The 14,237-nt window shown below is 60.7% G+C and carries 12 protein-coding genes; 4 read left to right on the forward strand and 8 right to left on the reverse strand.

Annotated elements, in window-relative coordinates; genetic code table 11:
- Positions 1 to 9 precede the first annotated feature (9 nt).
- Both PspCFBP13509_RS00220 and PspCFBP13509_RS00225 read left to right on the forward strand, forming a co-directional pair.
- Positions 10 to 576, forward strand: coding sequence for a CsiV family protein (locus PspCFBP13509_RS00220; protein WP_065928156.1), 567 nt, complete (start codon positions 10 to 12; stop codon positions 574 to 576).
- 9 nt (positions 577 to 585) lie between these two features.
- Positions 586 to 3,279, forward strand: a complete 2,694-nt coding sequence (locus PspCFBP13509_RS00225) for a DEAD/DEAH box helicase (RefSeq protein ID WP_137211413.1) — start codon at positions 586 to 588, stop codon at positions 3,277 to 3,279.
- Here the strand turns inward: PspCFBP13509_RS00225 and nagZ are convergent.
- Positions 3,276 to 4,283: a beta-N-acetylhexosaminidase gene (gene nagZ, locus PspCFBP13509_RS00230; protein WP_137211414.1), complete on the reverse strand. Its 1,008-nt coding sequence runs from the start codon at positions 4,281 to 4,283 to the stop codon at positions 3,276 to 3,278. The two genes, PspCFBP13509_RS00225 and nagZ, sit on opposite strands and share 4 nt — an antisense overlap.
- A gap of 136 nt (positions 4,284 to 4,419) precedes the next feature.
- A complete protein-coding gene (locus PspCFBP13509_RS00235) occupies positions 4,420 to 5,127 on the reverse strand; it encodes a TetR/AcrR family transcriptional regulator (RefSeq protein WP_027604237.1) in 708 nt (235 codons plus the stop codon).
- 263 nt (positions 5,128 to 5,390) lie between these two features.
- Between PspCFBP13509_RS00235 and lexA the strand changes: the two genes are divergently transcribed.
- Together lexA and sulA are read left to right on the forward strand one after the other, a co-directional pair.
- Positions 5,391 to 5,999 (forward strand): transcriptional repressor LexA, encoded by a 609-nt coding sequence (lexA, locus tag PspCFBP13509_RS00240; RefSeq protein ID WP_003172575.1) that lies wholly within the window; start codon positions 5,391 to 5,393, stop codon positions 5,997 to 5,999.
- A gap of 10 nt (positions 6,000 to 6,009) precedes the next feature.
- Positions 6,010 to 6,483 carry an SOS-induced cell division inhibitor SulA gene (sulA, locus tag PspCFBP13509_RS00245; RefSeq protein ID WP_027604238.1) on the forward strand — a complete coding sequence of 158 codons (474 nt, stop codon included), beginning with the start codon at positions 6,010 to 6,012 and terminating at the stop codon, positions 6,481 to 6,483.
- Between the two features lie 83 nt (positions 6,484 to 6,566).
- Here the strand turns inward: sulA and PspCFBP13509_RS00250 are convergent, their stop codons facing one another.
- The 6 genes from PspCFBP13509_RS00250 to fadB all read right to left on the reverse strand — a co-directional run bounded on the left by PspCFBP13509_RS00250 (position 6,567) and on the right by fadB (position 14,066).
- Positions 6,567 to 6,800 carry a hypothetical protein gene (locus PspCFBP13509_RS00250; protein ID WP_010212068.1) on the reverse strand — a complete coding sequence of 78 codons (234 nt, stop codon included), beginning with the start codon at positions 6,798 to 6,800 and terminating at the stop codon, positions 6,567 to 6,569.
- Between the two features lie 118 nt (positions 6,801 to 6,918).
- On the reverse strand, positions 6,919 to 7,440 hold the full coding sequence (locus PspCFBP13509_RS00255; protein WP_027604239.1) for a DUF6586 family protein: 522 nt from the start codon (positions 7,438 to 7,440) through the stop codon (positions 6,919 to 6,921).
- 204 nt (positions 7,441 to 7,644) lie between these two features.
- On the reverse strand, positions 7,645 to 10,266 hold the full coding sequence (gene topA / locus PspCFBP13509_RS00260; RefSeq protein WP_065928159.1) for a type I DNA topoisomerase: 2,622 nt from the start codon (positions 10,264 to 10,266) through the stop codon (positions 7,645 to 7,647).
- 114 nt (positions 10,267 to 10,380) lie between these two features.
- Positions 10,381 to 10,617 (reverse strand): DUF1653 domain-containing protein, encoded by a 237-nt coding sequence (locus PspCFBP13509_RS00265; protein ID WP_027604241.1) that lies wholly within the window; start codon positions 10,615 to 10,617, stop codon positions 10,381 to 10,383.
- A gap of 96 nt (positions 10,618 to 10,713) precedes the next feature.
- Entirely contained in the window at positions 10,714 to 11,889 is a 1,176-nt protein-coding gene (gene fadA, locus PspCFBP13509_RS00270) for an acetyl-CoA C-acyltransferase FadA (protein WP_026136849.1), read from the reverse strand.
- Positions 11,890 to 11,918: 29 nt separating this feature from the next.
- The gene (gene fadB, locus PspCFBP13509_RS00275) at positions 11,919 to 14,066 is read right to left on the reverse strand and encodes a fatty acid oxidation complex subunit alpha FadB (RefSeq protein ID WP_065947397.1); all 2,148 of its coding nucleotides are present in this window, start codon (positions 14,064 to 14,066) and stop codon (positions 11,919 to 11,921) included.
- Positions 14,067 to 14,237 lie beyond the last annotated feature (171 nt).

The raw sequence follows: 14,237 nt of genomic DNA on the forward strand, positions 1-14,237 counted from the left end.
GACGCCCCAATGCGCCTGTTCCGCATTCTGAGCCTGTTGTTGGTGGTACTCGCGCCTTCGGCATTTGCCGACAGTCCGTACCAGGTGGAAATGATCCTGGTACGCCAGAACGCGGAGCCGGCGCTCAACAGCCGCGCGGCGCCGGAAAACTGGGATGCGGGCGCGCAGCGGTTGGGCGACAGGCTGAGCCCGCCGCGCCTGAACAATATCGTCGACAAACTCAACGCCGATAACAGCTTCACCGTGCTGGCGCACAAGGCCTGGGAACAGAACCTCGGCGAGCAGCCGGTCAGGATCGCGATCACCGACGGCCAGGAGCAGTTCGGCCAGTTCCCCATCGAGGGCGTGTTAAGCCTGCAACTGGGGCGTTTCACGGATATCGATGCGGACTTCTGGCTCAACACATTCGACAGCAACGGCAGCGTGGTGGCCAGCGAACACCTGAGCCAGAAAGACGTGCGCACCAAGAACAACCAGCTCAACTACCTGGATGGCGGCCATCTGGCACTGCTGATCAAGATCACTTCGCTGACCGCCAAGCCACCCAGCGCCCCCCCGCCCGACATTCAGGACTGATCCAGCGCCATGCCCCTGACGTCGCCGTTGACCAAACCCCTGGCCCCTTCATGGGCCAATCGCTTCAAAGAGCAAAGCCTGGAGCGCGGGCGGCGCTATGCCCTGGAGAACCGCGTGCGCATCGTCGAATCCGGCGACAGCACCATCGTCGCCAGTTGCGAAGGCTCGGGGGGCAACGTTTACCGGCAGACCATCTCCTTGCGCGAATCGGCCAAGGGCGCGCTGATCCTGGTGGACAGCCGCTGTACCTGCCCGGTGCACACCAACTGCAAACACATCGCGGCGGTGCTGCTCAAGGTCCAGGAAACCCTGGCCTACCCGGCGGCCGCCCAGGATGCCGAGTTGCTGGAAAAACTCCAGGCCGTGCTGGATAACCGCGTGGTGTTGCCGCAGGTGGTGATGGAGGATGTGGTGCCCGTGCCGCGCCTGTGGCTGGCCAGCGTCGAGTTCAGCGCATTTGAACCGCGCAACGGCAAGATGCAACGCTATATCCAGCACCGTGCGGCGTTGTCGTTCAACTACCTGGGCAACTATGTCAGCGGGCAAAAGAACGCCGATATCATCGTGCGCCAGGAAACCCACAGCCTGCGCATCAAGCGCCATCCCGCGCTGGAGCAGCCCTATCGCGAGCAACTGCGCCTGCTCGGTTTCAAGATCGCCACGCGCCAGAGCAAGGCCTTGCCGGAAAGCGCCGGCGAGCTGTTCGAGATGGTTAATGACAGTGCCTGGCTGAACTTCACACTCAATGCCTCGCCGACCCTGCGGGCCGAGGGTTGGGAGTTGCAGATCGACGAAGACTTCGGGTTTGACCTGAGCGCGGTCGACGACTGGTACGCCACTGTCGATGAAGGCCCCGAGCGCGACTGGTTCGACCTGGAACTGGGGATTATCGTCAACGGTGAGCGCCTGAGCCTGCTGCCGATCCTGCTCAACCTGATGCGCTCCCACACCGAGATCCTCAACCCGGAAAAACTCGCGCGGCGCCGCGATGACGAGCTGATCCTGGTGAATATCCCCGGCCTGCCCAATGGCGGTCATGGCCCTCTGCAAGTGGCCCTGCCCTACGGCCGCCTGAAACCGGTACTGGCCACCCTCGGTGAGTTTTACCTGCAGGAGCCGGGCACCACCGCGCTGCGCCTGGCCAAGGCCGATGCGATTCGCCTCAACCCGCTGGAAGACCTGCCCCTGCAATGGGAGGGCGGCGAGAAGATCCGCAACTTTGCCCAGCGCCTGCGGGACATCAAGGACTTCACCTGTGTGGCACCCGAAGGCCTGAACGCGACCTTGCGGCCTTATCAACTGGAAGGGTTGAGCTGGATGCAGTCGCTGCGCCAGCTGGAGGTGGGCGGCATTCTTGCGGATGACATGGGCCTGGGCAAAACCCTGCAGACCCTGGCGCATATCCTCAGTGAAAAGATCGCCGGACGCCTGGACCGGCCGTGCATGGTGGTGATGCCCACCAGCCTGATCCCCAACTGGTTGGACGAAGCGGCGCACTTCACCCCGCAACTCAAGGTGCTGGCGCTGTACGGGGCCACGCGCAAAAAACACTTCGCCAGCCTGCAGGACTACGACCTGCTGTTGACCACCTACGCGCTGCTGCCCAAAGACATCGAGCACCTGGCCGCCCTGCCCTTGCATGTGCTGATCCTCGATGAAGCCCAGTACATCAAGAACCCTTCCAGCAAGGCTGCCCAGGCCGCGCGCGAGCTGAATGCCCGGCAGCGCCTGTGCCTGAGCGGCACACCGCTGGAAAATCACCTGGGCGAGTTGTGGTCGCTGTTCCACTTCCTGCTGCCGGGCTGGCTGGGCGACGTCAAAAGCTTCAACCGCGACTACCGCGTCCCCATCGAAAAGCGCGCCAGCGAAGTACGACTGCAGCACCTCAACGGTCGGATCAAACCCTTCCTGCTGCGCCGCACCAAGGAGCAGGTGGCCACGGAGCTGCCGCCCAAGACCGAGATCATTCACTGGGTCGACCTCAATGAGGCCCAGCGCGATGTGTACGAGACCATGCGCCTGGCCATGGACAAAAAGGTCCGCGACGAAATCACCCGCAAAGGCGTGGCGCGCAGCCAGATCATCATCCTTGAAGCACTGCTGAAGCTACGCCAGGTGTGCTGCGATCTACGCCTGGTCAACGATGCGACCCTGCCCACCCGCGGCAGCAGCTCGGGCAAGCTCGACAGCCTGATGGAAATGCTCGAAGAGCTGTTTGAGGAAGGTCGCCGGATCCTGTTGTTTTCCCAGTTCACCTCGATGTTGAGCCTGATCGAAGTGGAGCTGAAAAAGCGCGGTGTCGCCTACGCCCTGTTGACGGGCCAGACCCGCGACCGGCGCACACCGGTGAAGGATTTCCAGAGCGGCAAGTTGCAGATTTTCCTGATCAGCCTGAAGGCCGGCGGTGTAGGGCTGAACCTGACCGAAGCCGATACCGTGATTCACTACGACCCTTGGTGGAACCCGGCCACGGAAAACCAGGCCACCGACCGCGCATACCGCATTGGCCAGGAGAAGCCGGTGTTCGTGTACAAGATGATCGCGCGGGGCACGGTGGAGGAGAAAATCCAGCACCTGCAAAAGGAAAAATCCGACCTGGCAGCGGGTGTGCTGGATGGGCGTACCACGGGGGATTGGCAGTTGGGCAACGACGATATCGAGGCGTTGTTTGCGCCGTTGCCCAATAAGCAGGAAAAGCGCTAGATCAGCTGTGCATCCCGCAAAGCGCCAAGTGCGGTGAGCCAGCGCGGATCCTGCTTGTAGTCAGTCGAAGCAATCGCCTGCCCACGCATACGCGCGATGCGGGCCGACGGCGTGACCTTCATGCGCTGCGCCGCACTCAGCGCCAGCTCAGCCGCCGCACGGTCGTTGCACACCAGCCCCATGTCGCAACCTGCGGTCAGCGCCGCCTCGATCCGACTGGCCGCGTCGCCGACCACATGGGCACCGGCCATCGACAGGTCATCGCTGAAAATCACCCCATCGAACTGCAACTCGCCGCGCAGGATGTCCTGCAACCAGCGGCGTGAGAAGCCGGCAGGCTGCGCATCCACCTGCGGGTAGATAACATGCGCCGGCATCACTGCCGCCAACTGCTTGCTCAGGCGTGCGAAAGGCACCAGGTCATTGGCGCGAATCTGTTCCAGGCTGCGTTCGTCATTGGGAATCGCGACGTGAGAGTCGGCCTCGGCCCAGCCATGGCCCGGGAAGTGCTTACCGGTGGCGGCCATGCCGGCGCTGTTCATGCCACGGATAAAGGCACCGGCAAGCACGGCGGCGCGCTCGGGATCGCCCTCGAAGGAACGGGTGCCGACCACGGCGCTGCGCCGGTAGTCCAGGTCCAGTACCGGGGCGAAGCTCAGGTCGAGGCCGACCGCCAGCACTTCAGTGGCCATGATCCAGCCGCACTGCTCGGCCAGGTACTCGGCGTTGGGGTTGTCCGCCAACGCGCGCATGGCCGGCAGGCGCACAAAGCCTTGGCGCAGGCGCTGTACGCGACCGCCTTCCTGGTCGACCGCCAGCAGCAGGTCCGGGCGCACCGCACGAATCGCCGCGCTCAATTCCCGCACCTGGCGCGGATGCTCGATATTGCGCGCAAAAATGATCAGGCCACCGACCTCAGGCTGGCGCAACAGGTGGCGATCCTCGGCCGTCAGCCAAGTACCGGCCACGTCGACCATCAAAGAACCTTGCAGGGCAGCAGTCATAAACCTTCCTTAAATAACGCACGCAACCCGTTGTCCTCACCAGGCGCAGTGAGGACAACAGGTTGCGCGTAAATAGCTGAATTCGGCATGGGCGGCTAGCTTAGCGGATGCAAGCGGCCGCGCACACCCGGAGCGGTCAAACCTTGGCGGCAGCTGGCGTGGATTTGCTGCGTGGGCGCAACTGGGCGGCAGCCATGGCCGAGTCGGTCACGCCGGTTTCAGCGCGCATACCGGCGGCAAGGAATGGCACCATCAGGCGCATGACCTGCTCAATGGAAGTGTTCACGCCGAAATCGGTCTCGGCAATCGCACGCAACGCCTTGATCCCGGACATGCTGAATGCGGCCGCACCGAGCATGAAGTGCACGCGCCAGAACAGTTCGATCGGCGGAATACGCGGGGCGGCTTCGTTGACCAGCAACATATAGCGGCGGAATACCTTGCCGTACATGTCTTCCAGGTAACGGCGCAAGTGGCCCTGGCTCTGGCTGAATGCCAGGCCCAACAGGCGCATGAAGATCGACAGGTCATTGCCGCTGCGTGGCTGAACCACCAGCGCCTGCTCCACGAGCATTTCCAGCAGGTCTTCCAGGGTCGGCTTGTGGTCGGCCTTGGCCTGGCGGCGCTCGAGTTCACGGTCGAGGCTGGCACAGAACGGCCCCAGGAAGCGCGAGAATACCGCCTGGATCAGGGCCTTTTTCGAGCCGAAATGGTAGTTCACCGCGGCGAGGTTGACCCCGGCCTTGCTGGTGATCAGCCGCAATGAAGTTTCAGCAAATCCTTTTTCCGCGAACAATTGCTCGGCAGCATCGAGAATGCGTTCAACGGTTTCCGACTGGGCCATGGATACTCCGCCTGACAAACACTTGTTTGAAACATACGTTTCAGGGTGTGTCTTGTCAAGCCTGCAAGTTCGCTTTCCGGCCGGGCAGTCATCTATTTCATCGCTATTTAATCACATACTCCCAGGTCTGTAGGCAGCGCTATCTCTGCCTTGTAGGACAGTTAACGAATGACCGTCCAGCGGAGGCGTAGAAAAGGATGATTGCCAAGCGCAGTCCACTGTATATAATCCCAGTCACTGTATAAAAAGACAGAGCGATCAACATGCTAAAACTGACGCCACGCCAAGCTGAGATTCTGGCTTTTATCAAGCGCTGCCTCGATGACAACGGCTACCCGCCGACACGAGCCGAAATTGCGCTGGAACTGGGGTTCAAGTCCCCCAACGCCGCCGAAGAACACCTCAAGGCCCTCGCTCGCAAAGGCGCGATCGAGATGACCCCCGGTGCTTCACGGGGTATTCGCATCCCTGGCTTCGAAGCCAAGGCCGACGAATCGACACTGCCGATCATCGGTCGCGTCGCCGCCGGCGCGCCCATCCTGGCACAGCAGCACGTCGAGGAATCCTGCAACATCAACCCGACCTTCTTCCACCCTCGCGCCGACTACCTGTTGCGGGTACATGGCATGAGCATGAAGGACGTGGGTATCTTCGATGGCGACCTGCTGGCCGTCCACACCACCCGAGAAGCCCGTAACGGCCAGATCGTCGTCGCCCGTATCGGCGATGAAGTCACCGTCAAACGCTTCAAGCGCGAAGGCAGCAAGGTCTGGCTCCTGGCCGAGAACCCTGAGTTCGCCCCGATTGAAGTGAACCTGAAAGATCAGGACCTGGTGATCGAAGGCCTGAGCGTCGGCGTCATTCGCCGCTAAAGGAGGCATCATGCAGCTCGTGCACACCCCCCAACACACACAACTGTCGCTGTTCGAGGCCTTTATGGCCCAACCCCTTGCGCCCATCCTCAAGGAAACGGTCGAGGCGCCCTGGAGCGCCGAACCTGAGGCGTTCAGTGAACTGTCGTTGCGCGGTGCGGCCGGGAGCTGCCTGAGCCTGCTGGCGCCGATCCTTCGTGAACTGAGCGAGGAACAGGATGCACGCTGGTTGACGCTGATCGCCCCGCCCGCCAGCCTGACCCAGGCCTGGCTGCGGGATGCCGGCCTTAATCGCGAGCGCATCCTGCTGCTGCAACCGCGCGGTGCGCAAAGTGCTCAGCAGTTGACCTGTGAAGCCTTGCGCCTGGGCCGTAGCCACACCGTGGTGAGCTGGCTCAACCCGCTGAATGCCACTGCCAAGGCACAGCTGATCAGCGCAGCGCGTACCGGCGATGCACAGAGCTTGAATATTCGATTGGGTTAATTCTGTGTGCCGCAGGCTATCCCTGTGGAGGGGGCCTGTTGTGGTGAGCGGGCTTGCCACAACAGCGAACCCACTTGCCACACTCAGTGAAGAACGCGCGGGCCGTCTTCTTTCTCGGGCTCGCCTTCTGCCAGGCGACCGGCCATCTGCACACCAACGCTCAACATGGCTTTTGCCACTTCCACGTGCTGGCCCTGCAGGAACACCTTGGCGTCCTCGGAAAAATCCAGGATAACCAGAGAACCTTCGTCCTCGGCCCGGCGCAGCTCGATTCGGCCGTCAGGCAACTCAACAATTTCCAGAAAGGACGTCGGCATAAAAGTCTGTTCTCCACGAAAGGCCGGGATTATATCAGTCATCCGCCCGGCCTCGCTGAGGATCTGAAGAGGTTTCTTTACGGTTTGATGAACGGTGCCATGTGAATCCGACCAACGTTCAGCACTCGTTCAAACCTTCACGAAAGCGCAATGCCATCTTTTTCAGCGCCTGACGCCAGCCTTCCAACTCTTCGCGACTCAGTGGCTCGGGCTCTTCCTCTTCCAGCGCCACCGCCACGATCAAGGGCTGGGTCACATCGCCCTTGGGCACATGGGGAACACGGGGCGGCTGAAACATATCCGCATGGGCCTTAAGCAGACGCGCGACCCAGCTGTCAGGGCTCTGCGCCATTTCCACCAACTCGGCCAGCTCAGGGATCGCCATGCTTTCCAGCACCTCACGATTCATGATCATTTCCGCACGGGGCGAACCGGCCTGGGGCAAGCGGTAGAACCCGGCGATCTCATGACACAAGCCCAGTAACGCACCATACAGGTGGAACAACGCGGCTTCACGCCCGGCCTGGACCAGCGCAATCGCGTTCATCTCCTTCCCCTCCTCGGCACGGCCAAGGGCTTCCAGGGACAAACCCGCAAAATAAATTTTCTGATTGGTACGGGTATAGAGCTCGTTGGCCATAACGGCAATCTCCACAACGAATAAGCGTGATGCTGGCTATGTAGGAGCGAGCTTGCTCGCGAAAAACTTCAGAGCACCGTTCGGCGCCAGGTTTTCGCGTAATCGTTAACAACCTTCGCGAGCGAGGACCAGGCGTCCTCCTCGTTCCCACAGCAAGCAAAAGCCGTCTATACAGACGGCTTCTAACGTTAACAAACTAGCGGGTCAAGCGCCCTGGCGCTTGTCCTCGACCTTCCACTTGCCACCGTCGTAGAACGCTTTCCAGCCGGTTGGCTTGCCGTCCACTTCGGTCTGCACGTACTGCTCCTTGGTCTTGCGGCTGTAGCGGATCACGGCTGGGCGACCATCCGGGTCCTTCTTCGGCGCGTCACACAGGAAGTGGTACTTCGGATCGATCTCGTCCTTGTGCGGCACGATCTCCAGCACCAACGGCGCTCGGGTCTCGCGATTTTTCGGGAACTGGCTGGCCGCAAGGAACAGGCCCGAGGCGCCGTCACGCAGGATGTAGGTGTCGTTGACCTTCTCGCACTTGAGTTCCGGCATCTTCACCGGGTCCATCTTCGGCGGCGCCGCGTCACCGCTTTTCAGCAGTTTGCGCGTGTTCTTGCAGGTCGGGTTGGTGCAACCGAAAAACTTGCCGAAGCGACCGGTCTTGAGCTGCATCTCGCTGCCGCACTTGTCGCATTCCAGGCTCGGGCCTTCATAGCCCTTGATGCGGTAGCTGCCCTCTTCGATCTCGTAGCCGTCGCAATCCGGGTTGTTACCGCAGATGTGCAGCTTGTGCTTCTCGTCCAGCAGGTAGGCGTCCATCGCCGTGCTGCAGATGGGGCAGCGGTGCTTGCCACGCAGTACCAGCGACTCGGATTCACCCTCGTCGTCGGCGGCGATTTCATCACCCGGCACCAGGTTGACGGTGGCCTTGCAGCGTTCTTTCGGCGGCAGGCTGTAGCCCGAGCAACCGAGGAACACGCCGGTGGATGCGGTACGAATCTGCATCGGACGGCCACAGGTCAGGCACGGGATGTCGGTCATCACCGGCTGGTTGGCACGCATGCCGCTCTCGGGGCTTTCAGCCACTTCGAGTTTTTTCTTGAAGTCGCCGTAGAACTCGTCGAGCACGTTTTTCCAGTCGCGCTCGCCCTGGGCCACGTCATCGAGGTTCTCTTCCATACCGGCGGTAAAGCCGTAGTCCATCAGGTTGGAGAAGCTCTCGGACAGGCGCTCGGTAACGATATCGCCCATCTTTTCCGAATAGAAACGACGGTTGTGCAGCGCGACGTAGCCACGGTCCTGGATGGTGGAGATGATCGCCGCGTAGGTCGACGGACGACCGATACCGCGCTTCTCCATCTCTTTCACCAGGCTGGCTTCCGAATAACGCGCCGGCGGCTTGGTGAAGTGCTGGGACGGGTCGAGCTTGATCAGCTTCAGCGTGTCGCCCTGGGCCATGTCCGGCAGCACATCGTCATCGCCAGGCTTGGCGATCTGCGGCATCACACGGGTGTAGCCGTCGAACTTGAGGATACGGCCCTTGGCACGCAACTCGAAATCGCCCGCACCCACGCTGACAGTAGTGGACAGGTATTGCGCCGGCAGCATCTGGCAAGCCAGGAACTGGCGCCAGATCAGCTCGTAGAGGCGCTCAGCGTCGCGCTCCATGCCACTCAGCTTGCTTGGCTCGGTGTTGGCATCGGAAGGACGAATCGCTTCGTGAGCCTCCTGGGCGCCTTCTTTGCTGCTGTAGACGTTCGGCTTCTCCGGCAGGTACTTCTTGCCGAATTCGCTTTCAATATAGGTACGCGCCATCGCCACCGCGTCTTGCGACAGGTTGGTGGAGTCGGTACGCATATAAGTGATGTAGCCGGCTTCGTACAGACGCTGGGCCATCATCATGGTTTTCTTCACCCCGAAGCCCAGGCGGTTACTTGCGGCCTGTTGCAGGGTGGAGGTGATGAACGGCGCCGACGGCTTGCTGCTGGTCGGTTTGTCTTCACGCTTGACGATGCTGTAGCTGGAGGCCTTGAGCTTCTCCAGCGCGGCCATGGCCTGGGCTTCGTTCAGCGGCTTGAACGCCTCGCCTTTCTCACGGGCCACTTCGAAGCGCACGTTGGCGCCCTTGGCGGTGCCCAGGTCGGCGTGGACTTCCCAGTATTCCTCGGGGTTGAACGCACGGATCTCACGCTCGCGCTCCACCACCAGCTTGACCGCTACCGATTGCACACGGCCGGCGGACAGGCCACGGGCGATCTTGGCCCACAGCAGCGGCGAGACCATGTAACCCACCACGCGGTCGAGGAAACGACGGGCCTGCTGGGCGTTGACACGATCGATGTCCAGCTCGCCCGGCTTGGAGAAGGCTTCCTGGATCGCTTTCTTGGTGATTTCGTTAAACACCACACGCTTGTAGCGGCTGTCATCACCGCCGATGGCTTCCCGCAGGTGCCAGGCAATGGCTTCCCCTTCGCGGTCCAAGTCCGTTGCGAGATAGATGGTGTCGGCATCCTTGGCGAGCCGGCGCAGCTCTTCGATGACCTTTTCCTTGCCCGGAAGGATTTCGTACTTGGCCTTCCAGCCATGATCCGGGTCCACACCCATGCGCGAGACCAGCTGCTTGCGCGCTTTCTCTTTAGGCGTGAGCACCGGACCTTCGCCCGCAGCCGCCTTGCCGCGCTTGGCGGCAGGCTCCTTGCTGGCGCTAGCCGAACCGCTGGTGGGCAGGTCTCGGATATGGCCGATACTCGACTTCACCACGTACTCGTTGCCCAAGTACTTGTTGATGGTCTTGGCCTTAGCCGGGGATTCCACAATGACCAGCGATTTGCCCATGGATCGGAAAATTCCTGAATTCGAGAAGTGAAAGGCAGTTGGCGCCTGACGCGGCAACGCTATATATAGTGGCAACAAGGTGAGGTCAAGCGCAGCATTCTGCGCGACCTGCCGTTATTGCCCTGAAAAAAGACTGGGTTCGACCTGGACCAAAGCAAAGCGCGGGACCTGCTCGCCGTCAACTTCGACGGTCTCCAGGAACATGCTCAAGGGGCGCACCCAAAAGCCGTAATCGCCATACAGTGCTTGGTAGAACACCACTTCTTCTTCGGTCTCGGAATGCCGTGCCACGCTGAAAACGCGGTACTGCGGACCTTTATAATGTTGGTAGAGCCCTGGTTCGACTTTCATGCTCTGGCCCCCTTACAAAATTTGTTGAAAAAAATATTAAAAATTCCAAAAAACAAAAACCGGGGCACTGGGCCCCGGCTTCCGTCGACTCAACGCTTAGACGCGTTCGAAGACGGTGGAGATGCCTTGGCCGAGACCAATGCACATGGTTGCAACCCCAAGGTTACCGCCATTTTGCTTCATCACGTTAAGCAAAGTGCCGGAAATACGCGCACCGGAGCAACCGAATGGGTGGCCCAGGGCAATCGCACCGCCGTGCAGGTTAACCTTCTCGTTCATCTTGTCGAGCACTTTCAAATCTTTCAGCACCGGCAGGGCCTGTGCAGCGAAAGCTTCGTTGAGTTCGAAGAAGTCGATATCGGAGATGGTCAGGCCCGCGCGCTTCAAGGCTTTTTGTGTCGCCGGTACTGGACCATAGCCCATGATTGCCGGGTCCACACCCGCCACCGCCATCGAACGAATCACTGCCAGCGGCTGGATGCCGAGGTCCTGGGCACGCTGCGCCGACATCACGATCATGCACGAGGCACCGTCGGTGATTTGCGACGAAGTACCCGCCGTCACGGTGCCGCCCTTCGGATTGAAGGCAGGCTTGAGGGCCGCCAGGCTTTCCAGGGTGGTATCCGGACGAATGGTTTCGTCGTAGTCGAACAGCTTGAGGAAACCGTTCTCGTCGTAGCCGTTCATCGGGATGATTTCATCCTTGAACTTGCCTTCCACGGTCGCCTTGTGGGCGAGCTGGTGGGAACGCACGCCGAACGCGTCCTGGGCTTCACGGGTAATGCCGTGCATCTTGCCGAGCATTTCCGCGGTCAGGCCCATCATGCCCGAGGCTTTTGCCGCGTACAGCGACATGTGCGGGTTAGGATCGACGCCGTGCATCATGCTGACGTGGCCCATGTGCTCCACGCCACCAACCACGAATACATCACCGTTGCCGGTCATGATCGCCTGGGCGGCGGTATGCAGCGCACTCATGGACGAGCCACACAGGCGGCTGACGGTCTGGCCGGCTGCCGTGTGCGGGATCTGCGTCATCAGCGACGCCATGCGCGCGATGTTCCAGCCCTGCTCCAGGGTCTGGTTGACGCAGCCCCAGATCACGTCCTCGACTTCGTTCGGGTCGACCTTGACGTTGCGTTCCAGCAGCTTGCTGATCAGGTGCGCCGACATGTCTTCAGCGCGGGTGTTGCGGTGCATGCCGCCCTTGGAGCGGCCCATCGGCGTACGACCGAAGTCGACAATCACGACGTCTCTTGGATTCAAGCTCATAAATATTCTCGCTCTAGTCGTCTGGGCACTTAACCGAAGAAGCGCTGGCCGTTCTTGGCCATCTCACGCAGCTTCGCGGTCGGGTGGTACAGCGGGCCCAGATCAGCGTATTGATCAGCCAGGGCAACGAACTCGGCCACACCGATCGAGTCGATGTAACGCAGCGCACCACCACGGAATGGAGGGAAGCCAATACCGTACACCAGGCCCATATCGGCCTCGGCGGCGGTTTCAACGATGCCGTCTTCCAGGCAACGCACGGTTTCCAGGCACAGGGCGATCATCATCCAGTTGATGATGTCCTCATCCGACACCTCACGCTGTTCGTAGATGACCGGAGCCAGCACTTCGTGCACCGACGGGTCGGCCACTTTCTTCTGCTTGCCCTTCTTGTCCGCCTCGTAGGCGTAGAAACCCTTGCCGTTCTTCTGGCCCAGGCGCTTGGCCTCGTAGAGCGCGTCGATCGCCGAGCGGCGGTCGTCTTTCATGCGGTCCGGGAAGCCTTCAGCCATCACGTCACGACCGTGGTGGCCGGTGTCGATGCCGACCACGTCCATCAGGTACGCAGGGCCCATTGGCCAGCCGAATTTTTCCATGACCTTGTCGATGCGCACGAAGTCCACACCGGCACTCACCAGCTTGGCGAAACCACCGAAGTACGGGAACAGCACGCGGTTGACCAGGAAGCCCGGGCAGTCGTTGACCACGATCGGGTTCTTGCCCATTTTCTTGGCGTAGGCAACGGTGGTGGCAATCGCCAGCTCGCTGGACTTCTCGCCACGGATCACTTCCACCAGCGGCATCATGTGCACCGGGTTGAAGAAGTGCATGCCGACGAAGTTTTCCGGACGCTTGAGGGCCTTGGCCAGCAGCGAAATGGAAATGGTCGAGGTGTTCGAGGCCAGGATGGTGTCGTCTTTGACGTGGCCTTCAACTTCAGCCAGTACCGCCTGCTTGACCTTCGGATTCTCGACAACCGCTTCGACCACCAGGTCGACATGGCCGAAATCGCCGTAGGACAGCGTAGGACGAATACCGTTAAGCACTTCAGCCATCTTCGCCGCAGTCATACGACCTTTATCAACGCGGCCGACCAGCAGTTTGGCGGCTTCGGCCAGGCCCTGCTCGATACCGTGTTCGTTGATGTCCTTCATCAGGATCGGCGTGCCTTTGGACGCCGACTGATAGGCGATACCGCCGCCCATGATACCGGCGCCGAGCACGGCAGCCTGTTTCACGTCCTTGGCGATTTCGTCGTAGGCCTTGGCCTTTTTCTTCAGCTCCTGGTCGTTCAGGAACAGGCCGATCAGGCTCTGGGCCGCCGAGGTCTTGGCCAGTTTGACGAAGCCTGCTGCTTCCACTTCCAGGGCTTTGTCGCGACCGAAGTTCGCGGCCTTCTGGATGGTCTTGATCGCTTCAACCGGCGCCGGGTAGTTCGGGCCGGCCTGGCCAGCCACGAAACCCTTGGCGGTTTCGAACGACATCATTTGTTCGATGGCGTTGAGCTTGAGTTTTTCCAGCTTCGGCTGACGCTTGGCCTTGTAGTCAAATTCGCCGCTGATGGCGCCCTTGATCAGGTTCAACGCGGCTTCGGCCAGCTTGTCCGGAGCCACCACGGCGTCGACGGCACCGACTTTCAGTGCGTCTTCGGCACGGTTTTCCTTGCCGGCGGCAATCCACTCGATGGCGTTGTCGGCACCAATGATGCGCGGCAGGCGCACGGTGCCGCCGAAGCCCGGGTAGATGCCCAGCTTGACTTCAGGCAGGCCGATCTTGGCGGTGGCCGCCATGACGCGGAAGTCCGCCGCCAGGCACATTTCCAGGCCGCCGCCCAGCGCGATGCCATTGATCGCGGCAACGGTCGGTACGTTGAGGTCTTCGAAATCGCTGAAAATCTTGTTGGCTTCGAGGTTGCCAGCCACCAGCTCGGCATCGGGCAGCTTGAAGTTGTCGACGAATTCGGTGATGTCAGCGCCGACGATAAACACGTCCTTGCCGCTGGAGACGATCACACCTTTGATCGATGCATCAGCCTTGATGGTGTCTACGGCCTGACGCAGTTCGTTCAGGGTTAGACGGTTGAACTTGTTGACGGACTCACCCTTGAGGTCGAACTTCAGTTCGACGATGCCACTTTCAAGAGCCTTAACCGTGATGGCTTTACCTTCGTAAATCATCAACTGATCTCCACGATATGGAAGCTGAACAGTACACATTGGACGCTGGCCTATGCTTGGACATTGATAATTTCGTCAATGCTCAGGCCAATCCGCCAGGCACACCCGCCAATGCGATAGTCGGGTTTCTGTATGAGCGGTCTGACAGACAAACGCTCAATTCATACGCCC

The sequence above is a fragment of the Pseudomonas sp. CFBP13509 genome (genome assembly GCF_005233485.1).
In the GTDB taxonomy this organism is placed as follows: domain Bacteria; phylum Pseudomonadota; class Gammaproteobacteria; order Pseudomonadales; family Pseudomonadaceae; genus Aquipseudomonas; species Aquipseudomonas marginalis.